We start from the raw sequence: 21,626 nt of genomic DNA, 5'->3' as shown, positions 1-21,626 counted from the left end.
TCATGGCAAAAATCATCATACATCAGGAAAAGATCCAAAATCCCAAAGCGCTGGTAGAGGTCTGTCCATTCAATGCCATTGAATACATTAACGAGTATCTGAGTATCAATGCCGCCTGCAAGATGTGCAGGATTTGTGTTAAAAAATATCCGGATGTCTTTGAATACGTAGAAGAAGAGCGCCCTCAGGTGGACAAATCAGCCTGGCAGGGTATCGCCGTTTACACAGATCATGTAGAGGGAGAGATTCATCCCGTCACGTTTGAACTTTTAGGGAAAGCCAGGGAAATGGCAGCAAAAATCGGTCACCCCGTGTACTGCCTGATGATGGGAGACCACATTTCAGACAAGGCGGAGGAACTCCGGCATTACGGTGCCGATAAAATATTTGTTTATGATAAACCGGAGCTCAAGGACTTCCGGATTGAGCCTTATACCGCTGTTTTTGAGGATTTCATCAACAAAGTCCGCCCATCCATCGTTTTGGTGGGTGGTACCACAGTGGGACGGTCTTTGGCGCCCCGGACAGCTGCAAGATTCCGGACGGGACTCACGGCAGACTGTACCATTCTGGATGTCCAGGACAACACCGATCTGGATCAGATACGGCCTGCCTTTGGCGGTAACATCATGGCTCATATTCATACACCGAATCACCGGCCTCAGTTTGCTACAGTCCGATATAAAATATTCAATGCACCGGAACGGACGGAGAAACCATCGGGAGAGCTTGTTTTAGAAGATATTTCATCTCAACGCCTGGAGAGCCGTATCCAGGTATTGGAAGTACGGAAAAAAGAGAAAGTCCAGTCTATTGAAGATGCCGAAGTCATTGTCGTTGCCGGTAAAGGGGTCAAAAAGGAGGCGGATTTATCCATGATTCGTGAACTGGCAGACCGGTTAGGCGGCATGATGGCCACAACCCGGCCCCTGATTGAAGCCGGCTGGACAGATCCCCGAACCCAAATCGGCCTTAGCGGACGAACGGTAAAACCCAAGCTTATCATCACATGCGGTGTTTCCGGATCAGTCCAGTTTGTAGCCGGCATGAACAACTCGGAAAATATCATCGCCATCAATACAGATCCGAAAGCGTCCATCTTTGATGTTGCCCATTATGCCATTATCGGGGATATCTATGAAGTTATTCCCGCTTTATTGAAGAACCTGCCGGCCCGGGAAGGCCAGGCTCACAAAGGAGATCCATCATGAGTTTCACATATAAACCGGTAGATGCCAGAGATATTGAATATTTAAAATCGGTCTGTGACCCGGAACGGGTGATGACAGGTGAATCAATTCATGAGGATTACAGTCACGACGAGCTGGCTGGGATACACCGTTATCCGGATGTGGTGGTGGAAGTGGAAAGCCGGGAAGAAGTTGCAGAGATCATGAAATACGCCTGGAAGAATTCTATTCCCGTCACACCTCGTGGACAGGGAACCGGACTGGTCGGAGCGGCGGTGCCGGTTCAAGGAGGTATCCTCCTGAGCCTGGTGAGAATGAATAAAATCCTTGAACTGGATGAAGACAATCTGACCCTGACTGTTGAACCGGGGGTTTTGCTGATGGAAATCTCAAAATACGTGGAATCCCATGATCTTTTTTATCCTCCCGATCCCGGAGAAAAAAGTGCCACCATTGGAGGAAATATCAACACCAACGCCGGCGGGATGCGGGCTGTGAAATACGGAGTCACCCGGGATTTTGTCCGGGGACTTGAAGTAGTGCTTCCCAATGGTGAAGTCGTAAAAATGGGCGGCAAAATTGTAAAAGACAGCTCCGGTTATAGTTTGAAGGATTTAATCATCGGTTCCGAGGGAACCCTTGGGATTGTGACCGCGGCTACCCTGCGGCTTTTGCCCCTGCCCCGGATTGCCATCAGCCTGCTGATTCCCTTTCCAACCATGGAAACAGCCATCGAAACCGTGCCCAAAATCATCAAATCCAAAAATATTCCCACAGCCATTGAATACATGGAACGGCGGGTGATTCTGAATGCCGAAGATTATTTGGGAAAGAAATTCCCGGATGCCACATCGGATGCCTATCTTCTGCTCACTTTTGATGGAAACACACGGGAAGAAGTAGAAAAACAGTATGAAAAGGTTGCCCATATCTGCCTGGATGCCGGTGCCCTGGATGTTTTTATTTCAGATACCGAGGAAAGGCAGGATTCGATCTGGAGCGCCCGGGGTGCATTTCTGGAGGCCATCAAGGCATCCACAACAGAAATGGATGAATGCGATGTGGTGGTTCCACGGAAAAATATTGCAAGCTTTATCCGTTATACCCGCCAGATAGAAAAAGAGCTGGATATCCGCATTGCCAGCTTTGGCCATGCCGGAGACGGAAATCTCCATGTCTATCTGCTGAAAGATGAGATGGATGATGAAACGTATCGGAAAAAGCTGACAGCTGCCTTTGACCGGTTATATCAAAAAGGTGAAGAACTGGGGGGACACGTTTCAGGTGAACATGGTATTGGTTACGCCAAACGGGAATACCTGAAGAAAACCGCCGGGGATACCTATATGCAACTTCTACGCAACATAAAAACAGCCTTTGACCCAAAAAACATCCTCAATCCGGAAAAAATCTGCTGTTAACAACAGAGAGACGCCGTTTCCAGCGTCTCTCCAAACTTTAAACATCTGAACGTCTCAACGTTTAAACGTTTAGACGTCCTGCTTTTTCCCGAAATCAGCACTGATGGGCAGATAGCGGATCAGCAAAAAGCCTGGGATAGTTGCCAATACAACCCAGATAAAGAAATTCTGGTAGCCCACAATTTCCTGGATCCATCCACTGATCATTCCCGGAATCATCATGCCCAAGGCCATAAAACCTGTACACAGAGCGTAATGAGCGGTTTTAAACTTGCCTTCGGCCACGGAGATCATGTACAGCATATAGGCGGTAAAACCAAATCCGTAGCCAAATTGTTCAAGACCGACACAAAAAGCCACAACAAAGGTACTGGTTGGGAGGGCTGAGGACATGTAGATATAGACGGCATTTGGAATATTCATGGCGATCGCCATCCACCAGATCCAGTATTTCAGTCCATGTTTGGCTGCGGCAAAACCACCCAGAATTCCGCCCACGGTAAGCATAAGAAGACCAACCGTTCCATAGATAAATCCATATTCCTGCGTAGTCAGCCCCAATCCACCGGCTTCCTGGGCATCCAGAATAAAGGGTGCCGCCAGTTTTACCAACTGGGATTCACCCAGGCGGTATAAGAGGAGAAAGGCAATGGAAATGCCGATTTTTTCTTTTGTGAAGAAATCTTTAAAAGTCCCGAAGAAATTTTTCATGAATTCAAGGAGGGAGCTTTGCTTCCGTTCTTCCTCCACATCTTTCGGCAGGACAAAGAGATGATACACAGCAAAGAACATGAAAAGGGCAAAAAGGACGATAAAAGTGACGGACCAGCTTAGCACAATATTGCCGCTGTTTGCCTCAAAGGTGGCAAATTCCCTTTGATCGAGTTTGGGATCCAGCTGGATCAACGCCATGGCCGGCTGATCCCAGTTTTCCCGGGTAAACACAAAGCGGGTACCTTCCACCAGATTGATGTTTTTACTCCCTGTATTCCGGCCGAAAGTTATCACGACTTCTTCATCATCTTTTTCAGGTGCTTTATTCAGGCGGAAAAAGAGGACCCCTACATTGCCTGCTTTTTCAAGAACCGGTTTGGGTTTTTCACCGAAACGGTTTTTCAGGGTTTGTTTCAGCGGATCCGACACATGAACAGACCACCAGGTAGGTGATTCCTCTTTGACTAGTTCCTCTTCTTTCGGCTGACCGTGAGCCAGATTCCAGGCCTTTACGGCGGCTTTGATGGAATCGGCCTTGGTCGTGAGGATGGGTTCAGCATCAATCACAACCTCATCTGGCCAGCTGACAATCGACAATTCATCTGTGTCATCGATGGAGGGCATATCCTCCACAGTGGCCATGGTATATACATCCGGGGAGACATCGGAATATGCTTTCAGTTCAACGGAATCCAGTCCGCTGTTACTTTCAATCAGTCCAGCCAGAATAATCAGCAAACCTTGTCCCGTCAACATGGCAAAACGGTAAAAAGTACTCCGGATCCCGACAAACCAGGCTTGTTGATGCTGGTCCAGGCCGATCATGTACAACCCGTCCGCTGCAATATCATGGGTGGCGGAACTGAAGGCCATAAGCCAGAAAATTCCTATAGTGATTTTAAAGAAATTCGGCAGGGGTATGGTGAGGGCGATACTGCCCAAAGCGGCACCGATAAGAAATTGCATGGCAAGGACCCAGAACCGCTTTGTTTTCAACACATCCACAATAGGGCTCCAGAAGGGTTTAATCACCCAGGGCAAGTAGAGCCAGCTGGTATAAAGAGCAATTTCAGCATTTGAAACCCCCATTTTCTTGTACATCACCACCGTGATATACATAACAATCGCGTAAGGGAGTCCTTCAGCATAGTAAAGCGATGGTATCCACCACCAGGGAGACCGGCCTTTTGTGCTTTTTTCCGTCATGTCAAATCCCATTTTTTTTAGTGAATTCTTAGCAGACGCAATTTACATGAAATGAAAAGTGAGAACAAGCCAAGAGCTTCAAAATCACAAGACTGAAATCCGGGGACCCACTCTTGCAACCTTTCCATTTCAATCATCACCCAAGCAAATAACTGTTTAATAGCGAAGAGGAATTCTCCATTCTCAATTCTCAATTCTCAATTTAACTTAACCCTCTCCCCAATCTCCTTCACTTTGTTCTTCAATGCTTTTTCATTGTCGGAAAAGAGAGTTATAACGGGATCTCCGGGAGAAATGTTATCGCCAATATTGACATGAACCAGCATCCCGGCTTTGGGATCGATGGTGTCAGTATTTTTTCGTCTGCCGGCACCCAAATCAATGGCATCCAGCCCTAACCCATAGGTATCAATGGATTGAACCGTTCCGGCCTCATCGGCAGTGACTTCTGCCACATAGTCCGGCTCGGGATAAGATTCGGGATCTTCGAGGACGGAAATATCCCCGTCCTGTGCTTTGACAATTTCCAAAAACTTATCAAAGGCTTTCCCATTATCCAGGAGAGATGCCAGCTCGGCATGGATTACTTTCCGGTCGGCTTTGGGCTCAGCAAGAAGGATCATCTCTTCTGTCAGGCGAATGGAGAGATCCCGAACATCCTGGGGGCCACCGCCATGGAGGACATCCAGGGATTCCCGGACTTCCAGCCAATTTCCTACTGCTTGTCCCAGAGGTTGATTCATGTCTGTGATAACAGGTGTGACTTTCAATCCACCTGCCTCTCCAAAGTGTTTCAATTTTGATGCCAGAGTTTCTGCGTCTTTTTTCGTTTGCATAAAGGCACCATTCCCTGATTTTACATCCAAAACAAGTCCCTGAATCCCTTCGGCGATTTTTTTACTCAGGATTGAAATGCAAATAAGTGGAATAGAACGAACGGTCGCCGTTACATCCCGGAGAGCGTACAATTCCCTGTCCGCCGGACAAATATCGTTTGTTTGTCCGATGAGGGCACATCCGATTCTATCTGTCTGCTCCTGAAATTCTTTCAATGTCAAATTGGTCCGTAAGCCGGGAATACTTTCCAGTTTATCCAACGTACCACCTGAGTGTCCCAGTGCTCTTCCGGAAATCATAGGGACCCTTACCCTGCCGGAGGCTGCCGCCAGGGGCGCAAGAATCAGTGAAATTTTATCTCCAACACCGCCGGTACTGTGTTTATCAGCATAAAAGACATCTTTGTGTTTGAAATGTATTCTTTTCCCGCTTTGAATCACGATATCAATCAGGTTTGATACTTCCTCATCTTCCAATCCGCGAAAATAGATGGCCATCAACATTGCGGACATCTGGTATGCAGGGATGTCTTCAGATAAATAACCGGATATAAAAAACTCCCACTCTTTGCGGGTGAGTGTTTTGCCGGCCTGTTTTTTTTCAATCAAAGTATAGGGTAACATCAGTCTGTCTCCTGATTCGTTAAAAGATATGATTTTGCCAGTTCGCGGTAATGATGTGCCGAATTCAGAATTTTTTCATATTCCTTATCCGTCACATCCCGGATCACTTTTGCCGGCACACCGGCAACAAGGGTCCTCGCAGGGACGGTAAAATGTTCCCGGACAACAGCCCCTGCTGCCACAATGGATCCTTCTTCCACAACAGATCCGTTTAACAACATGGCACCCATGCCGATCAGAACTCTGTCCCGGATGTCTGTCCCATGGATAATGGCACCGTGGCCAATGGTCACATCATCACCTACCAGTGCGGGGTATTCACCTGTCCCGGTGTGGACCAGAACACCATCCTGAAGGTTTGAATTTTTTCCGATGCGAATATAATGAATATCTCCCCGGAGGACCGAGCGAAACCATACAGAGGAATATTCACCGATTTTTATATCACCGATCAAGGTGGTTTCCGGTAACAGGATTGTTTTGGGATGAATGACAGGCTTTACGCCGTGATGAATAATTATCATGATTCACTGCTCTCGTTTTCAATGGATTTTCTGAATATTTTCAGGGTGACTTGTTCCCGGATGGCGTACCACACCAGGAAAATTCCCAAGAGTCCGAAGACAATATTGGAGGACCACATAGCCACCCAGGGAGAGATAATAGCCCGGTCAGCCAGACGTTCTCCACCCATAAGAGATGCCCAATACACCAGGAAAAAGACCACACTCACGCCAACCGCGACTCCCATACTTCCCCGGCGGGCGATGATTCCCAGTGGAGCTCCCACCAAGACAAAAATGATACAGGCGACCGGCATGGATACTTTTTTGTGCACCTCTACCAAATATTTATTTTCTTGCATTTTATAAGCCTGGAGGATTCTCATATCCGTATCCAGGCGTTTCAGCCGGGCTTTCAGGGTTCTGATCTGCTGCTGATAAGTCCTGGCTTTTTGGGGATTACTTGCGATAGAATCTTTCTCGATAGCGGTTATCCGGTTTTTAAGGTGAAGCTCAAAACTTTTAATATCAAAGACTGTAGTGTCTGCGTCCCAGCGGGCCATCTCTGATTTAATTCTGTTTCGGATGTCCTCCTGCCGTTCCCGATAATCCCGGACCATAGTCATCATCTCTGCGATATCCATCTCCCGGTCTCCCCGGTGATCCGATTCTTTTCTTTGAAGAGACATTTCATCCACAGGAATGGTAATGCGGTGTTTTTCGAAATGGAGAATCCGGTATTCTTCATCTTTATCAGCGGGGTACTCATGAATTTCACCATCCTGCAAATCCAGAATCACCCGGGTTCCCTGAGTAGACAAATTTCCGGTGTGAGCCCAGACGGTAATATGCTGTCCTTCAGGAGAAGTATGGTAAATAAGCAGGTCTTTTAGAGTATTGCCTTCCTTTTTCCGGATAAAAAGTGTGTAATCGGGAATATCATACAGGAAGTATCCCGCATTGATATTCAGGTCGGGATGTTTCTGATAAATCGCTCGTTTTAAAAGCCGTGCCCGGTGATTTGCATCCGGCAGGATATAATTATTGAAATACAAAAGTCCCAACATCACAATAAAAGCGAATAGAAGAGACGGCCGGATAATGGACGCGAAGCTGATACCCGAAGCCCGCATGGCTGTAATTTCGTTATCTTCTCCCAGACGGCCGTAAGCCATTAGTGTAGAAATGAGAACGGCCATAGGGACCGCCATGGCCAGGATCCAGGCGAGGTTCAACAAAATATATTCTATGGCCACAAAACCCAGGTTCTTTCCCAGCAACTTATCCAGACTTGTCATGAGCAAATTCGAGATGAATAGGAAAGCCAAGACCAGAATCGCAGCAAAAAAAGGTCCCTGATGTTCTCTAAAAATATAGACATAGAGTTTCGGAATTCTCATAAAAGCCGGACTCCGGTATCGTCAGACATTAAAAATCCCCTCCTAAAGAAAAGAGATAGCGGGGTTTTGAAAAACCGTTGCCGTCATATTCCCAGGCCATATCGATACGCAGCAGGAAATAGCCAAGGTAAATACGAATGCCCGTTCCTGTTGATGCAATGAGGTCCTGAAATGTATTGTTAAAAGGCCACAGGTCCGGATCCTGAATAAGGGTTAAATCGTCATACCTGGCAGTACCTGCATCCATAAAAAGTACACCCCGTATTTGCCACAGATTCATGGGAAGGGGGAAGCGAAATTTTGCATATTCCAGAAATGGGAAACGAAGTTCAGTATTGACTACCGTGAATTTATCCCCATACCTGGCAAAATAAGGTGTCCCCCGGACTGGGGTGATGAACCGGGAAAAGTAATAAAGAGTCATATCGTCACTGAAATTCTCCGACGAAGTACCGAAAAGGGGGGCGTTGGTATTGTAGCGGTAGTTGAGCCAATTTTCCACACCTCCGATAAGAAATGTCTGGGGGTTCCTTCCCCATGAGTATCCACTGGTCACACGGAAACCGATGTGATAATCAAAATTGAATTTCCAGTATTTCCTGAAATCCAGTGAGAGTGTGTTAAAAGCCGGTGTTCCCGTACTGATATTGGGCGAAAAATCAAACTGTGCCCGCCAGCGGGTCCCATCCATGGGGGCTGTATAAGACCACAGGACGTTATCTTTCACATAGGCAAGTGTGGAAACAGCGCTTCGGAAGGAGTGATCAAAATCCTCGTGGGACTCATACATATCCATCACTTCACGGCTGATGGTTGACAGTGTTTGTGTATATTCAAGACGTCTGTAACGATCGAAGGGATATGATACCCCCGCTATCAATCCATAATTGCGGTACCGAGTGAAACGGATGGCATATCCATAGTCTGTCAGATAATAAGTATAATAGTGGTTAGAATCATTGTAGTATGTCGCGGCAAAATTAAGCCGGTTTTTAAGATATGCATAACTCATGGAATAGTCGCTGTTTTTCAAATCGATATATAATTCGGTCCCGATACCGATCTGGTGGTCACCCATCATATCACTGAAAAGGAATACAGTTTGTCCCTGAATTCCATAAAACGTGGAATACCCCACCTGGCTATCCACAAGATCCAGGGAGAAGCGAGTTTTGTATTCATGAGTTTTATATTCACCTGTTTCGGTCAAGATACGTGTTGAATCCAGGGCAACAGAATCCCCTTCAGTAAAGGCATCCTGCCTGTGACGGGGGATAAAGACAAATTTGCTGTATTCTCCTTGTCTTTCCGGTTTTTCGATGTCGCTTACCGTTGCCGGCATGGCTTTTTCACCGGATGCTGATTGATCCATGTCGGATTGATACGCCAGAGGCTCAGTGGTTTCAATCGTATAATGATGTTTTCTAAATTCTGTTATGTTCAGGTCTCGTAAGGGCAAGGAAAGAGGTTCATTTATCCGGTAGATATCCCAACCACCATTTTGAAAAGCCGTTAAAACGATGGTGCCGCCGTCTCGTGAGATATCCAGGTGGAATATCCCCCCTAAAATATTCGTCACAGCATACGGTTCACCATCTTCAGGTTTAATCCACACATTAAAAATCCCATTTTCATCGGATGTATAAATCACCGTTTTCCCATCGGGTGCGGAAATGGCATAATCTTCATCCCAGTCAGTTTGGGTCACTGCTTTCTTAATTCCTTCGGGATAGGTGATACGCCAAACATCGTTCTGATAGGGATGGCGAAAAGAACGGAGTGGTAAACTGCGGCGCTTTTCAGCAATATAAAGAATGGATTTTCCATCCGGCGCCCACTTGGGATTTTCGGTACTGGTGTGATCCCGGGTGAGATTTGTAAGGGTTTTGGTATCCAGATGATAGGTGTAAATATCACTTTGCCGGCCATTGTTTCCAGCAAAGACTATGATATTTTCACGGGGGTGCCAATCGGTAGAATAAATCCCGTTCAGTTCTTCAATGGGATAAAAGGTTTGTTTTTTGGATTCCACATCCACCACAACCAGGGCATCAGAAGGACCGCTTTTTGCGGCAAAGACAATTTTTTTTGAATCAGGTGACCAGCTAATCCCCGGGGAAAGCCATTTAAGTTCCTCAAGACCTGCCTTTCGCTGGCCGGAGACAATTTTTTCAACATCTTTCCCGTCCTCAGCCCGCATGGTAAAAATATCCGCGTAACCGTTCCGGTCACTGAGAAAGGCAATTTTGGATCCATCCGGACTCAGGGACGGAGCGATATTCTGGTAATTTCCAAGCTCATTATGATCTGTCAGGCGGACACTGATATTCAGAATATCCTCGGCAAAATCGATATCCGGCCAATAATTTTTTTGTATATACTTATGCCATTCAGCCGTAAAATCCTCTTCGGACATATTAAAAATCCGCTTGATGCTTCGTGGGACACTGTGGGTAGCTTTGAGGGAGCCGTAGAAATCTGTTAGTTTTTCCATTCCATATGTATCATGAATAAAGCGAATAATAGACTGGCCGCCCTTATAGGCATAATATCCATTCAGGGCCCACATGGGGGGTAACTGACCGCTAAAGGCAAAATCGCGCATGAACATATCCGCCTGCGTATCCCATCGAAGGGATTCATATTCAGCCGTCCCTTCGGCCAGCCACAGAGGGATATCCAGGGTTACGGCGCCGGAAATAATTGATTGAATCGATCCTCCGAAATACATGTCATTCATCACGGCATGGACCATTTCATGATGGATTACATGCCGGAAATCCCGATAGCTTCCTTCAAAGGGCAATACAATGCGGTTTTTAAAGAGCTCTGTAAAGCCACCGACCCCCTCGGTAATATCACCTGAATAGGTATTGGTTTGCTGAAACGCTTTATGGCTGTTATAAAGAATCATGGAGTACCGTTTTTGCAGAGGCCAGTTCAGCAGATTGCGAATACTGGTATAGGCCTGTTCAGCCTCCCGGGCAGCAAATTCGGCAATTTTGTAATTGTCATTATGATAATAAATGTCGAAGTGATTACTTTGAATATATTTCCAATCGAAGGTATCATACTGGACCTTGTTTTTTCCGAACTGGGCCTGGAGGGGCAGGGACCAGATAATCATAAAGGCAAGAATCATCAGACGTTTAACAGACATTCGCTTCTCCAAACTATTAGTTGAGAATATTGAAATTCAGTGTCTTAGTCAAGACATCTCCGTAAGGAGGATACATTTCCATAATACCTGTTAACGAGGGATGGGGTACGAGGTTTCAGATTCAATTTACCTGATCACGAGAAAGCATGAATCGATAGGGGGCTCAGGGGTGATTCCCTGAAACAAAAAACCCCGTCTGTTGAGAGACGGGGTTTAATTTGCATCATGTTGAAAGAGCTTATTTGACAGCTTCTTTCAGGGCTTTTCCGGCTTTGAATTTCGGTGCTTTGGAAGCAGCAATTTGAATCTTTTCACCGGTTGCGGGATTGACACCGGTCCGTGCACTGCGTTCAGCTACATAAAAAGTTCCAAAACCTACCAGTGTCAGTTTGTCACCGGCTTTCAATGCATCTTCAACGGCTCCGAGAAAACTGTTCAGGGCTTTTCCTGCCTGGTCTTTGGTGATACCGGCATCAGCAGCAATTTTGCTCACGAGATCAGCTTTACTTAAACTCATTTGGGCTCTCCTTTGTTTAGTTTGTTTGTTTTGATGTTTCCCACGTAACTCGAATTTAATATTGGGATAATTTTAATACATGTCAAGAGAAAATCCTTTATTTATGCACTTTCAAGAAAGTTTTTTTCCTTTTTTACTCAAAAAATGGGCTTGGAAGCCTTTTATGGGTAAACTATATTTAACCTTATCTGTTTAAACGGGAGGATCTATGAAAAAAATGACCCGTCGGGATTTTATTAAAGCCGGTACGGCAGGCATCATACTTGCCGGAATGCCCTTAACACTCAGTAATTGTCTGAAACGTCCCGGCAGTGCTGCACCAAAGAATCTGGGGGATTATTTCTCCTTTTTTGGCGTGGATGAGGAGATCATCCGAAAAACACTGGAGACAGCCCTGTCTGAGGGGGGCGATTATGCAGATCTCTTTTTTGAGTACTCTACAGGAAATTCGGTTGTAATGGAAAACAACACCGTAAACCGGGCTTACATCGAATCCTCTCTGGGGATGGGTGTCCGGGTATTAAAAGGTGACAAGACCGGTTATTCCTTTACAGAAGAGATCTCACCGGAAAAAATGCAGAGTGTGGCACAGACCGCAGCTAAAATTGCCGCAAGTCCGGGACAAAAGGAAGTCAAACCCTTGAAGGAAAGGGAACTGCCCGATTATTATCCGATCATCACCCGGTGGGAGGATGTATCCATTAAAAAACGAATTCAGATGCTTGAATTTGTGAATCATGAAATGCTGAAGCGGGATACACGGATTCAGGCGACACAATTAAATTTTACCGATAATGAACGCCTGATTCTCATTGCCACATCTGAGGGTGTTATAGCGGGAGATTATCAACCCATGACCCGTTTTAATGCCTTTTGTGTGGCAGAAGCAAAAGGCCGCCGTGAAAACAACGGATTTAACTTGTCAGCCCGGCAGGATATCAACTGGTACACCCGTGATAAACTGATGTATCTGGCCCGTGAAGCCGTCAAACGGACAGTCGCCCTTTTCGATGCTGTTCCGGCACCTGCCGGAGAAATGCCCGTTGTTCTGGCTGCCGGCAGTGCGGGAATCCTCCTTCATGAAGCCATTGGTCATGGGATGGAAGCAGATTTCAACCGGAAGGGAATCTCTATTTTTTCAGACCGGATGAATAAAAAAGTTGCTGAACCTTTTGTGTCCATTGTGGATGACGGAACCAACCTCAACATCCGGGGATCCATCAATGTAGACGACGAAGGCATTCCCGGTCAAAAAACATTCCTTGTGGAAAACGGGATTCTCCGCTCTTACATGCATGACCGGATCAGTGCTCAATATTACGGACTCAAACCCACCGGGAATGGCCGTCGTGAATCTTTTAAGTATCCGCCACAGCCCCGGATGCGCAACACCTATATGCTCAACGGACCCCATACCTTTGAAGAGATCATTCATAGCACACCCCGTGGAATCTATGCCGATCAGTTCCTGAATGGCGAAGTTCATATCGGCGCCGGAGATTTTACCTTTTATGTAAAATCCGGGTACATGATTGAAAACGGAAAACTGACCCAGCCTGTGAAAGATATCAACATTATCGGAAACGGTCCGGATGTCCTGAGTAAAATCACCATGGTAGCCAATGATCTGAAACTGGCTGAAGGCGGCTGGACCTGTGGAAAGGGTGGCCAGTCGGTCCCGGTATCCCAGGGTATTCCAACCTGTAAGGTGTCTTCCATAACCGTAGGTGGTAAAAATATTTGAGGTCTATCATGCAATCACAAAAAAATTATGTAAATATGTTAAAATGGGTGGAGCAAAAAGCGCTGAAGCTCGGAGCTGATGACATCCGCTCAGTCCTTAGTGTAAATTCAGGATTCAGTATGAGTCAACGGGATGATTCCATTGAAAAAATGGAAGAATCCATCCAGTCTTCCCTCCGCGTTGAAATTTTCAAAGACAACCGGTATTCTTACCATTCCACCAACGATTTAAACCAGGACCGTTTGGAATCTTTTCTGGACAAAGCTGTTTCCATGACCTCATATCTTGAAAAGGATGAAGCGCGAAGACTTCCGGATCCGGCGTTGTACCCGGTATCGATGCCGGAAGTGGATCTGGATTTGGTCGATCCGGCGCTATCTTCCATGACGATTGAAAGAAAAAAGAAGCTTCTGGATCGCCTGGTTCAAGGTGCCTATGCAAAAAACCGGCAATTGATATCTGTAACCGGTGAATTCTGGAACGGCCATAGTCATGTCTATGGAAGGGTTTCCAACGGTTTTTCAGGAACAGTGGAAAGAACCTATGTGGGTATGAGTGTAGAAGTTAGCATCGACGAACCGGGAGGACGGAAGCCGGAAGACTGGAAATCCATTAATGCCCGGCATTTTGAAGATTTATGGGATCCGGAAACCGTCGCTGCAGAGGCTGTAAAACGGGTTGAACAAAAACTGGGTGCCGAAAAAATCGCTTCCGGTATTAAAACCATGGTTGTGGAAAATACTGCCGTTGCCCGACTTCTGTATCCCGTCATCGGAGCCCTTACCGGAAGGTCTCTGTATCAAAAACGCTCTTTCCTTGACGGCATGATGGATCGTAAGGTCGGTTCAGACCTGTTTACTTTACGGAACGATCCCTTCATTCCCCGGGGACTTGGGAGCCGTTATTTTGATGAAGAAGGGATTCTGGCACAAAAGAGAACCCTTTTTGACAAAGGGACCCTTAAGAACTATTTCATTGATTCCTACTATGGGAACAAACTGGGAATGGATCCTACTTCGGGAAGCTTTTCAAACCTGATTCTCAATCCCGGATCATTATCACCTGAAGAACTGATCAAAAACGTATCGGAAGGGATTTACGTCACTCAGTTTATCGGGGGAAATTCAAACTCAAACACCGGTGATTTCAGCTATGGGGTTATGGGACATGAAATCCGGGATGGGAAACTGGTCCGCCCGGTCACTGAAATGAATATTTCAGGGAATTACCTGGACTTGATGACATCACTTCATGCTGCTGGTAATGACCCCTACTCTTTTTCCAGTTTCCGGATGCCCACTCTGGTATTTAAAAATGTGGATTTTGCCGGAAAATAAAGATAAAAAGATTAAACTTTATCCACGATAACAGTGGATTAATCAATCAACACAACTCAAGTGAATCTTATTGGATGTCATTGAATTTTTAATATATCAAAAATAATATAACCTTGCTTTCTTCTTGATGGCGGTGTATTTTATCCCCGGGGGTCTTTTGGAATAGGGATTTTCATATATTAAGCAAAAGCTTTAATAAAACACATCGGCCTGGAAGCACCTCGGGAATATTCAAAAACCATTCGGTTACGGCATTTCTGTCACTGTTTGTTCTGGAGTATCAGGACATATTTTGCAGATTCTTTTACTCTATCCACCGAAAAGAAATCCTGTCTGTAATCACCTTTCAGGTACATTTCCGTCTGATCGAGATAGAAGGGGCTGGCAGGATTTCCTGACGTGCCGGTTGGGAGAATGACATAACTTTTATCCCAATCGGCAAGATTGTAAATATGTCTGTGTGAAGCGCCATGGTTCACATGATAGGGATTTGCCAGACTGTAGGCATAGGGACACACGGTATGAAAACTGCCTGGGGCCGGATAAGGTCCCCGGTTCAAATGAAAAACCCTGTCCAGCATTTTTACTGAACCCAGGGGATGGCTGAGGGTCAGGGTGTGCAGTTTTCCCCACTCCCATGATTCAGGATCCTTTCCCAGTTTCCTTCCCAGATCGGCGACTAGATCCTGAAAGGTCACCCAGATCATATCCTCTAGTGATTCTTCGGTTCCTTTTGTGTCAATATCATCCACCCAGATTCCGCCATGATTTTCCCAGATTTTGTCTACAGCATAGCGTGAAAGGTAGGAACTCCGTGTATATTCCGTAAACAACGAATCACCCATTTCGTCATGGAAAAGGTTCCGGACAAATGTCACGTAGAAATGATCAAAAACAGCCGGTGCTGCTTCATGGGCTTCCATAGACCCGGACCAGGTACGTAAAAGGTTGAGGGCACCGGCTTCTGCCGGACTCAATTCTTCCCGGTGGTCATGGATAACCTGCAATAAGCCGGGGAGAAAATCCTGCACCATGGCAGACTGGTAATCCGTGTGCATACGCATAAAATCCCTGGGGGTGAGTTTCTCTTTGTTGTTCAGCATTTCCCGGATCCTTTCTATCCGGTAATGCAGGGCGTACCAGTAGCTGATATGATAGGGATATGCTTTATCCGTCGTTTTATTATTTGCAGATGAAACCGTTCCCTTTAAGGGATTCAAACTGTAAGGCCTTTCTTCAAAGGGGACGATCCCCTCCCATTCATACTCGCCGGTCCAACCCGGCACGATCATGAGTCCATCCCCCTTTTTCCGGACCGGAATGCCGGCACAGGTCTGAAGGCCAATATTTCCATCCACATCGGCATAGGCAATATTCTGACTGACGGCAATAAAACCCTTTGCCGCTTCCCGAAAATCATGCCAGTTATTTGCCCTGTTTAAAGCGTACACCCCTTCCAGTTCCCGGCTTATGTCATAACCCAGCCATCTCATGGTGATCACATCTTCGCCTGTCCCTTTGAAATCGCTGATCACAGGCCCATGGTGTGTAAAAAGAACTGTTTTTTCAACCGGTTCCTGCCCTTTGACGGGTATGGTTTCCTTTTGGATTTCAAAGGCTTTCCATTCCCCCTGGTATTCATAAAAACCCGGATTTTCATCCGAAACCTTTTCCAGATAAAAATCCATATCATCCACCATTACATTGGTCATTCCCCAGGCGACGCGCTCATTGTGACCGGCAACAACAAAGGGCTGCCCTGGTAGAACCACACCACTGACATGAAGTCTACCTGGGACAACCTGGTGCATGGGATACCAGATTCCAGGCGAAGAGAGTCCTAAATGCATATCATTGGCAAAGAGTGGGGCACCACTTTCGCTTTTTTCCGGTCCGGCAACCCAATTATTGCTTCCATGAAACACAACGGCGCCCAATTGGTCAAGCTTTTGAGTTGCCTTCTGAAACACCGCACCAATATCCGGCAAATCAGCGCCGGATAGCTCCTCATGGACAACCGCGTGCTGGCCGGTGATATCCGGGATTAACTCACGAAAATAATCATCTCCCAGTTTTTGTCTGATTTTGTGCAGAATTATTTCTGCTGAATAGGGCATGGTCAGGTCCCAGGCCATATACCCGATAAGATTGGCGGAATGGACCGGTTTCCAAGGTTCCGGTTCATATCCCAGGATCACAAATTCAGGCGGTAGCTTATCCTGATGTGCTTCAATATAGGTATTCACTCCGGCAGAGAAGGCTTCCAGAGCCGTGAGTATATCAGGGTTTTCCGTGCTATCAAGAATTTTCAGGCTCTTCTCAGTCATCCTGAGGGTCCGCATCAACAGATCCGTCTCCACCAAATCCTTCCCAAAAATTTCCGACAACCGTCCCTGTGTAACTCTCCGGAGTAAATCCATCTGCCATAAACGATCCGAAGCCATCACATAGCCGACCGCCAGATATATATCCCTTTCACTTTGGGCTACCAGCGTGGGAACCCCCCATTCATCCCTGTATACCGTAACAGGATTTTCAAGTCCGGTCAGGACTATTTCACCCTCTAAAGGGGGTAAAGCCTGCCTTTTCAGCCGGTTCAGATAAAAAACTCCACTTACAGCAACAATAAGCACCAAGACGAATACAATCCATACCACCTTATGTTTCAGCCCCATGATTCCCTCCATCTGCTGATTGAAAATGAATAAATAAGATTAGACTTTTTTATCCCTGAAGTCAAGATGTGATCAATCGTTCTGTTACAAAACCCCGGAAAGCATAACCATAATTTATTTGGTTCCGTTTTTGCACCTCTCTAAATTGTGTCAGGTAATTAGCACAATCTAACATGTCAGTATCTCTCACATACCAGGTAAGCTATCGGAAAGATAACGATTAAATGGCTGTCTGTATTAAAATGTTAACGGATAATAAACGGTCAGAACGATGATACAGTTCAATTTTCAGCAACACTGGAAAGAATATAAAATTTCCCTTTTTGCTCTTGTGATTCTTGTCATAGTGGTTGGCCTGGGTGTCTTTGGTACCTTGTGGCAAGGACGTGTTACGGAGAACTATATCCGTCAAAAGCTCACATATCAGGCACAGGGGCTGGCAAATTCTCTGGATAAGCAGCTTATTCAGGAACTGAACTTTACACAGTCCGACAGTGCCTCCCTTGCATATCACCAAGTGAAAAACCAGCTAAAACATTACGGGGAATTGATCGATCACCAAGGTATTTATACCCTTGCCTTAAAGGGCAACGCATTGAAAATGGGACCCAACACATTTTCTCAACCTTTTTCTTTCAGAGAATTATCTGATTTTCTTAGTGAAAAAAAATTAAATCCTGAGAATCGAATCCGGCTTCATCACGGTGAAACGGTTGTAATTGGCCCCTTGGGAAACTCAGAGAATCAGGTCATGACGGCCTTGTCTCCCGTATATGATCCAGATACGGAATCTCTCATCATGCTTGTAGGTATTGATATATTATACGACACCTACAGCGATCTGCTATGGCTTACCCAACGCCGTGTGTTGATGATGTCCATTCTGATCGGTGTTATCCTGTTAAGCGGTGCTGCCATCAACCTCGTCTGGCGCAAACGGCAGGAATCCATCCTTCGGCATCTGGAAATTATCATCACGGTCGTTCTGGGGATGCTGATGACACTGACGCTCACATTCATGATCTATAATTACGAGCACCTGGAACGAAATGAAATTTACAGGCAATTTTGTGCTTCCATTTCAGAGGATGTCACCCGCTCTTTTGAAACAATCCGGAACAATCTGAACAGCCTTGTGCGATTTCAGGAAAGCAGCAATTATGTAGATGACACGGAATTCTTTCAGTTTGTCGAACCCCTCACTCAGATTTCTCATGCCTGGTTTTACAGTTGGGTGGATTATATTGATCAGGCAGCACTCGAATCCTATGAATATCAGATGGGTAAGGAAAAAGAAAGACCTTTTAAAGTCTGGGAGATGACGGATGAGGGATATTCCATTCCGGTTGCTCCCCGGAATTTTTATTATCCTGTCCGGCAGATAGCACCTTTCTCACCTCACGAATCTTTGATTGGGTTTGATATTGCTTCGGATCCCCATCTCAGGGAAACACTGGGGGAACTGCTCATTACGAATCGGATGACCGCCACAGGCATACTCCCGGATTACAGGGAAAATTCTCCATCACAGGTTCTCTACATCATGAAACCGGCCTTCCGCCATGCTCATAAAGAATATGATCATCACTTCTCCTGTGACCTCATGGGCATTGCCCTCACAGCCCTTCACCTTCCCACTATTTTACATCGAAGCATTACGACCTCTTCATTGGGGGTGGACTCTCTGATCTGCATCCACCTGGTGGATTTGGAGGATAAAGAAGGTCAACGAATTATTACATCGTACCGGCAGGACAAACAGACTCCATGTCCCACATTTGTGGAAAAGGGGACCCTTCGGGGATTCAAACATTCCAACAGTTATCCCCTGTTCATGTTCGGTCGTTCCCTGGCGCTGGTCACTCATCCCACCCGGGCTTTTTACAGTGTTTTTCCATTGAGAACAACCCGCTTAACAAGTATTGCCGGCCTGATTCTCACCCTGTTATTGGCACTTTTTATCGCCTATTTGCGGAACCGGGAAAATCGTCTGGCAAGTCTGGTAGATCAACGGACCCTGGAACTTCAGGAACGGGAAGAAAAGTACCGTTTACTGACAGATAATTCAGTGGATATGATCTGGTTGATGGACATGAATTATAATTTCCAGTATGTGAGCCCGGCGGTTATGCAGATGTTGGGTTATGCACCAGAGGACATAATTGGCCGGAATATCCGGAAATTTTGCGCCAAAGGCCAATTTGAAGCACTTAATGCTGTATTTCAAAAAGCGCTGAAATCCCTGCCGCACAATGAGGGACAAACATTCGAAACGGAATTAATTCGCAGGAATAAAGCACATTTGCCTGTGGAAATCGGCACAACCCTGCTTTTGGATGATCAGGGAAATCCCATCGGGATTCAGGGCAGTGCCCGGGATATTACAGAACGGAAGAAGGCTGATGAACAGCTTCGCAACAGTGACCGTATTTTCAAGCACGCACTGGATATGTTGTGCATTGCAGGATTTGACGGTTATTTCAAAGTCCTGAATCCTTCCTGGACACGGGTACTGGGCTGGAGCCGGGAAGAGCTGCTTTCCAAACCCTGGATTGAATTTGTACATCCTGAAGACAGAGGTTTAACGGAAAATGTCCGGTCCATATTGATCGATGGACAGGAAATTTACCAGTTTGAAAACCGGTATCTTTGCAAGGACGGAAGTATCAAATGGCTGGCCTGGAACTCCTTTCCCTATCCGGAAGAGAAAATCCTCTATGGTGTGGCACGGGATATCACAGACAAAAAGAAAATGGAGGGACAGTTAAAGGAACGACTCAAGGAACTGGCTTGTATTTCGTCTGTCCGCAAGGAAACCCTGGAGAACCTACCGGAAAAAGAGTTTTGCAAGCGTGTAATCCGCCATGTGAAGGAAGCCATGCAGTTTCCGGGTTCAGCTTTTCCTGTCATTGAATTGGAGGGACGTATTTACCGCAACGGATTGACAAGCTCAGATTTAAATAAAAACCTGCACGCCCTTATCAAAGCCCGTGGTGAAGTGTTGGGACGGCTCCTTGTTTTTTATACGGAAGACAAACCCTTCATCATTCCTGAGGAGCAGGATCTGATCAATAGTGTGGCTGATGCCATCGGCCTTTGGTATGAGTGGAAACGGGCACAGACCCGTGAAGCACATGCCAAGCAGGTTCTGTTGGGGATACGGAATGTCAATCAATTGATTGTGAAAGAAACGGATCGTGATTCGCTGGTAGAAAAAGCCTGCAAAAATCTGACGGAAACCCTTGGGTATCAGGACGCCTGGATTACCATGATAGACGACAAAAAAAATATTCACATTACAAAAACCTCCGGCAAGAATACCTGCGGATTCAAAAAACATTTTAATCAACTTACAGAGGAAAAACTGCCGGCTTGTATCACAGATGTTGTCAAATCTCAATCTTTTCATATCTACCACGGCCTGGAAAGTGCCTGTAGTCAATGTGAGTTTTCTGATAAAAACCCTGATTATGCCGTTTATTCAGCTCCTTTGAACTATCAGAAAAATCTATACGGTGTATTAACGGTGGGGGTTCCCCCGGAATTTGCTGATTTGAAAGAAGAACAAAACCTCTTTATTGAAGTGGCAGAGGATATTGGATTTGCCCTGTATAAAATCGAACTGGAAGAAAAACGAAAGGCTTCTGAGGAACAAATCCTGAAAAACCTGCAGGAAAAGGAAATCCTGCTACAGGAAATTCATCACCGGGTAAAAAACAACCTGAATGTGATTTCAAGTCTTCTGAAACTTCAGGCACGAAAAGTCAATACAAAAGAAGATGCCATCGAAGCCTTTAAAAACAGCAGTAACCGGGTTCTGGCCATGGCATTGGTCCACAAAAAGCTGTATGACACGAAAAATTTTGAAGCCGTCGATTTGGAATCTTATCTGATCAGCCTGGCTCGTCAATTAGTTTCCACCTATGCACACGGATCCCAGATCAGGATAAAAAGCGATGTAGAGGATATTGCCCTGGACATCAACACAGCCGTCCCCTGTGGACTCATCCTCAATGAACTTATATCCAATGCGTTAAAGTATGCTTTTCAAGGGAGGGAAACCGGCGAAATTCATCTAAAAGTATTTACACCAGATTCTGAAACTGTCCAGATACAAGTTAAAGATGATGGTGTTGGACTGCCCAAAGGATTTGATCCCACCAAGAGTAACACCCTGGGTTTTCACCTGGTTGAGTTATTGACAGAACAAATCAAAGGATCTCTTCAGGTTGAATCCAAACAATCCCGGGGCACTGTGTTCACCATCACATTTCCTCAGAAAGCGTAGAAATCATAAAG

General features: G+C 45.8%; 12 protein-coding genes. 5 read left to right on the top strand and 7 right to left on the bottom strand.

Annotation, left to right across the window (positions count from 1 at the left end; genetic code table 11):
- Positions 1 to 2 precede the first annotated feature (2 nt).
- Both strainIA91_RS01210 and strainIA91_RS01205 read left to right on the top strand, forming a co-directional pair.
- A complete protein-coding gene (locus tag strainIA91_RS01210) occupies positions 3 to 1,211 on the top strand; it encodes an FAD-binding protein (protein WP_400167272.1) in 1,209 nt (402 codons plus the stop codon).
- Positions 1,208 to 2,611, top strand: coding sequence for an FAD-binding oxidoreductase (locus strainIA91_RS01205; RefSeq protein WP_400167271.1), 1,404 nt, complete (start codon positions 1,208 to 1,210; stop codon positions 2,609 to 2,611). The genes strainIA91_RS01210 and strainIA91_RS01205 overlap by 4 nt, the downstream gene beginning before the upstream one ends.
- A gap of 69 nt (positions 2,612 to 2,680) precedes the next feature.
- Here the strand turns inward: strainIA91_RS01205 and strainIA91_RS01200 are convergent, their stop codons facing one another.
- The 6 genes from strainIA91_RS01200 to strainIA91_RS01175 all read right to left on the bottom strand — a co-directional run bounded on the left by strainIA91_RS01200 (position 2,681) and on the right by strainIA91_RS01175 (position 11,571).
- Positions 2,681 to 4,531, bottom strand: a complete 1,851-nt coding sequence (locus strainIA91_RS01200; protein WP_400167270.1) for an MFS transporter — start codon at positions 4,529 to 4,531, stop codon at positions 2,681 to 2,683.
- Between the two features lie 197 nt (positions 4,532 to 4,728).
- Positions 4,729 to 5,991, bottom strand: a complete 1,263-nt coding sequence (locus strainIA91_RS01195; protein ID WP_400167269.1) for a thymidine phosphorylase — start codon at positions 5,989 to 5,991, stop codon at positions 4,729 to 4,731.
- Entirely contained in the window at positions 5,991 to 6,515 is a 525-nt protein-coding gene (locus strainIA91_RS01190) for a gamma carbonic anhydrase family protein (protein WP_400167268.1), read from the bottom strand. Before strainIA91_RS01190 ends, strainIA91_RS01195 begins: the two co-directional genes overlap by 1 nt.
- Complete coding sequence (locus strainIA91_RS01185) at positions 6,512 to 7,894, bottom strand: LptF/LptG family permease (RefSeq protein ID WP_400167267.1); 1,383 nt, start codon at positions 7,892 to 7,894, stop codon at positions 6,512 to 6,514. The genes strainIA91_RS01190 and strainIA91_RS01185 overlap by 4 nt, the downstream gene beginning before the upstream one ends.
- 28 nt (positions 7,895 to 7,922) lie before the next feature.
- Positions 7,923 to 11,054 (bottom strand): peptidase MA family metallohydrolase, encoded by a 3,132-nt coding sequence (locus strainIA91_RS01180; protein WP_400167266.1) that lies wholly within the window; start codon positions 11,052 to 11,054, stop codon positions 7,923 to 7,925.
- 238 nt (positions 11,055 to 11,292) lie between these two features.
- Positions 11,293 to 11,571 (bottom strand): HU family DNA-binding protein, encoded by a 279-nt coding sequence (locus strainIA91_RS01175; RefSeq protein ID WP_400167265.1) that lies wholly within the window; start codon positions 11,569 to 11,571, stop codon positions 11,293 to 11,295.
- Between the two features lie 208 nt (positions 11,572 to 11,779).
- Between strainIA91_RS01175 and strainIA91_RS01170 the strand changes: the two genes are divergently transcribed.
- Both strainIA91_RS01170 and strainIA91_RS01165 read left to right on the top strand, forming a co-directional pair.
- On the top strand, positions 11,780 to 13,315 hold the full coding sequence (locus strainIA91_RS01170) for a TldD/PmbA family protein (protein ID WP_407935519.1): 1,536 nt from the start codon (positions 11,780 to 11,782) through the stop codon (positions 13,313 to 13,315).
- Between the two features lie 8 nt (positions 13,316 to 13,323).
- Positions 13,324 to 14,652 (top strand): TldD/PmbA family protein, encoded by a 1,329-nt coding sequence (locus tag strainIA91_RS01165; RefSeq protein ID WP_400167264.1) that lies wholly within the window; start codon positions 13,324 to 13,326, stop codon positions 14,650 to 14,652.
- 260 nt (positions 14,653 to 14,912) lie between these two features.
- Here the strand turns inward: strainIA91_RS01165 and strainIA91_RS01160 are convergent, their stop codons facing one another.
- A complete protein-coding gene (locus tag strainIA91_RS01160; RefSeq protein ID WP_400167263.1) occupies positions 14,913 to 17,327 on the bottom strand; it encodes a penicillin acylase family protein in 2,415 nt (804 codons plus the stop codon).
- 271 nt (positions 17,328 to 17,598) lie between these two features.
- Here strainIA91_RS01160 and strainIA91_RS01155 point away from each other — a divergent pair, with 271 nt between their 5' ends.
- Positions 17,599 to 21,615, top strand: coding sequence for a PAS domain S-box protein (locus tag strainIA91_RS01155; RefSeq protein WP_400167262.1), 4,017 nt, complete (start codon positions 17,599 to 17,601; stop codon positions 21,613 to 21,615).
- Positions 21,616 to 21,626 lie beyond the last annotated feature (11 nt).

This window comes from Candidatus Neomarinimicrobiota bacterium (assembly GCA_041154365.1).
In the GTDB taxonomy this organism is placed as follows: Bacteria; Fidelibacterota; Fidelibacteria; order Fidelibacterales; family Fidelibacteraceae; genus Fidelibacter; species Fidelibacter multiformis.
The sequence above is the reverse complement of the archived record's forward strand: the minus strand, read 5'-3'. Positions and strand labels throughout refer to the sequence as shown.

What these genes read in the sequence shown, in the direction of transcription:
- strainIA91_RS01160 (WP_400167263.1), bottom strand. Translation starts at nt 17,327, where the DNA reads ATGGGGCTGAAACATAAGGTGGTATGGATTGTATTCGTCTTGGTGCTT.
- strainIA91_RS01165 (WP_400167264.1), top strand. Translation starts at nt 13,324, where the DNA reads ATGCAATCACAAAAAAATTATGTAAATATGTTAAAATGGGTGGAGCAA.
- strainIA91_RS01205 (WP_400167271.1), top strand. Translation starts at nt 1,208, where the DNA reads ATGAGTTTCACATATAAACCGGTAGATGCCAGAGATATTGAATATTTA.
- strainIA91_RS01180 (WP_400167266.1), bottom strand. Translation starts at nt 11,054, where the DNA reads ATGTCTGTTAAACGTCTGATGATTCTTGCCTTTATGATTATCTGGTCC.
- strainIA91_RS01175 (WP_400167265.1), bottom strand. Translation starts at nt 11,571, where the DNA reads ATGAGTTTAAGTAAAGCTGATCTCGTGAGCAAAATTGCTGCTGATGCC.
- strainIA91_RS01210 (WP_400167272.1), top strand. Translation starts at nt 3, where the DNA reads ATGGCAAAAATCATCATACATCAGGAAAAGATCCAAAATCCCAAAGCG.
- strainIA91_RS01200 (WP_400167270.1), bottom strand. Translation starts at nt 4,531, where the DNA reads ATGACGGAAAAAAGCACAAAAGGCCGGTCTCCCTGGTGGTGGATACCA.
- strainIA91_RS01155 (WP_400167262.1), top strand. Translation starts at nt 17,599, where the DNA reads ATGATACAGTTCAATTTTCAGCAACACTGGAAAGAATATAAAATTTCC.
- strainIA91_RS01185 (WP_400167267.1), bottom strand. Translation starts at nt 7,894, where the DNA reads ATGAGAATTCCGAAACTCTATGTCTATATTTTTAGAGAACATCAGGGA.
- strainIA91_RS01190 (WP_400167268.1), bottom strand. Translation starts at nt 6,515, where the DNA reads ATGATAATTATTCATCACGGCGTAAAGCCTGTCATTCATCCCAAAACA.
- strainIA91_RS01170 (WP_407935519.1), top strand. Translation starts at nt 11,780, where the DNA reads ATGAAAAAAATGACCCGTCGGGATTTTATTAAAGCCGGTACGGCAGGC.
- strainIA91_RS01195 (WP_400167269.1), bottom strand. Translation starts at nt 5,991, where the DNA reads ATGTTACCCTATACTTTGATTGAAAAAAAACAGGCCGGCAAAACACTC.